Source organism: Escherichia sp. TW14182 (assembly GCF_000208525.1).
Classification (GTDB): domain Bacteria; phylum Pseudomonadota; class Gammaproteobacteria; order Enterobacterales; family Enterobacteriaceae; genus Escherichia; species Escherichia ruysiae.
Map to the genome: position 1 here is coordinate 1 of NZ_AEJZ01000216.1, position 2,467 is coordinate 2,467.

Genomic DNA, 2,467 nt, shown 5'->3' on the forward strand with positions numbered 1-2,467 from the left:
AGCTGTGGCCAGTTTTTGTTGACCACTACAATGTGGCTGAGTGCATTCTGGGAAAGACTGCGTCTCTCGCGCCACGGTTTAAGCACCATGCGAAAGCATTTGCCGTCCTCCAGATAAGGCTGGATCTGCCGACCGATAGCGGTGAAGTTACCGCGATGTAATTTGATGCCATCTTGTGGGAGGTTCACGCTTCACCTCCGCAGAGGTCAAACGTTGGATGCAAAGAATCGCAGGTGCATTTCTGCATCTGTGAAGAGAGAAGAGAGTTTAGATTGTATGTGCGCATAAACGTCCCCGTTTAGCGCAGAAGTCACCAACAGATGTTCAGTCTGTCGACGTAAATCATTATTACTTACTGATATTCAAAAATCAAAAGTCTTTTATTGTTATAAAAAATAACCAGTTCATATCTAACGTAAGTGAATTTAAGAAACAGTCCGTCTCAATTAAAAAGTGGGAGGGCTTAGCCCTCCCTATTCTGTTTTGTTAACTATCCTTTTCAGGGAGCTTTACAACATAAGTCCTTATTGTTTTCTCATATGTATTTTTGCTGTTCGTTATTTTGGCCTTAATCCAGTGATAACCGCTTTCATAGGTGCTGAACTCCGAGGCTGCATTACCTGTCCAGTGTAACGTTACTGTAGCAGGCTCCATTTTAACCAGTTGGGAGTTTGGACTATCTTCACTACCAGCAGAAAACTCAACCGTACCAGATAACGGATTGCCGAAATGGTCAACAAATCGGGCATAAACCCCCACTGGAGTACCATCATCTGTGTCATAGCCTCCATCTTTATGCAGTGTCAATACTCCATTTGCCTCATCAGCATACAGAGAGAATGACTTCACCTCACTAACATCACTGCCAAGTTCATCTAAGGTCGCCGTTAATTTATACGAACCAGCCGTTCGACCATGTACGCTTACCGTAGCCAGACCATACTCATCAGTCGTTACAGTGGTTTTATCAACCACCAACGCACCATATTTGGACGGCCCAGATGCCTTGATATTCAATACTCGACCACTTAATACTTCGCCTGACGTACTTTTCAACAGTAACGTAAATATCAGATTGTTGGTATCGCTCACTACAGCCGAAGATGCAGATGATGTGATCTCCAACACAGCCTCCTTCACATCCGTCACGGCATCAATATTTTTGCTTGCGGTTATACGTTTCCCATCTAGAACATACTCAGCCTGAATTGTGTACTGGCCTGATTTCGATGCTGTGAACTGCGTTGTTGCCTGTCCATGAGCATCCAACTGCAGTTTACTACTGGTCAATGATGCTCCCGTCGATGGTGTAACCGTTAAATCCACATCGCCTGTAAACGCATTGTTATTGGCATCAACCAACTGAATGTCCACTGTTGCACTTTCACTACCATCGGCCACAATCTGCTGTTTTGATGTACTCATAGTAAGTTCTGCGGAAGCAGCATCTGGTACAAAAGTTAACTTAACGCTGCCAGACTCCACACTATGGGAACCGTCAGTCACTCGTGCAGCCACCGTATACTCACCAGCTCTCACCGTTGTAAGTGGTACGGAAACATGCCCTGTTGAATCAGTCACGATATTTGTCGGTACAGACAATCCTTCAGATGAGGTGATGAGCTGAATCTTCTGTCCATTGACCGACGCATTCGTATTTGTCAGTTGCACATTCAATACCGCAGCATCCTTACCATTAGCAGGAATATTGGAAATTAAGCTACTGTTTCCAGGCGTCAGTGACAGTGAAGCTCCGATCATATTTGATGCAAAGGTTACTGTTAACTCAGTAGACATCTGAGAACCAGCATGAGCTTTAATCACGTAAGAACCCGGAGTGGAGCTTATTAACGCAAAAACAGCATTACCGTTTTCGTCAGTTGACACAGCATGTTCACCACCAACTTGAGTTACCCCCGCAGGTAAGGACAGCGTAACAGCATAACCGGGCACAACATTGCCGAAACGATCTGCAAGGCTTACAGTCACCGTATTCTGTTGTTTGCCGTCAGCCAATGCATTATTTTTACTGGCTTCAATACGAGAGAATGCGAACTGTGTTCGATCTTCAATAAAGGAGATTTCTTTCTCAATACCTGAGAAATTGTGACTACCCGATTTAACACCGATCCGAATCTTACCAGCTCGTTTTGAAGTTACTGTCGCGCTATAGACACCGTCTTTTTCCGTTACAGCCCCAAACTCGACTCCTTCTGCCTGGTTAAGAGCATAAAAGCTCAGAGTGTTATCACCAGTGATTGCATTTCCTTGTGAATCCTTCACTGCCAGTTGTAGATTGATATTGTAACCAACTACCTGTTCTGCTGGTGCAGCGGTTAAAACAGCACTGACCTCAGAATCAGGTTCTGTTGCTGCTGTTTGCTTAATACTGAGAGTAAATGTTTTATCCATTACTTTTGCAGTTACACGTACCGTACCAGCCTGCGAACCAGCAGTCAGAACAGAG

At 44.5% G+C, this 2,467-nt stretch carries 2 protein-coding genes and 1 pseudogene; all 3 read right to left on the minus strand.

Annotated features, from left to right (window positions below):
- Window positions 1-188, minus strand: a pseudogene (locus tag EQY_RS0117060) (hypothetical protein); the annotation flags it as partial.
- On the minus strand, window positions 185-286 hold the full coding sequence (locus tag EQY_RS25745; RefSeq protein WP_072198841.1) for a hypothetical protein: 102 nt from the start codon (window positions 284-286) through the stop codon (window positions 185-187). The pseudogene EQY_RS0117060 and the gene EQY_RS25745, both read right to left, overlap by 4 nt.
- 200 nt (window positions 287-486) lie before the next feature.
- Window positions 487-2,467, minus strand: a 1,981-nt coding sequence (locus EQY_RS0117065) for an Ig-like domain-containing protein (protein WP_000314900.1), incomplete at its 5' end; no start/stop codon positions are given.

What these genes read in the sequence shown, in the direction of transcription:
- EQY_RS25745 (WP_072198841.1), bottom strand. Translation starts at nt 286, where the DNA reads ATGCGCACATACAATCTAAACTCTCTTCTCTCTTCACAGATGCAGAAA.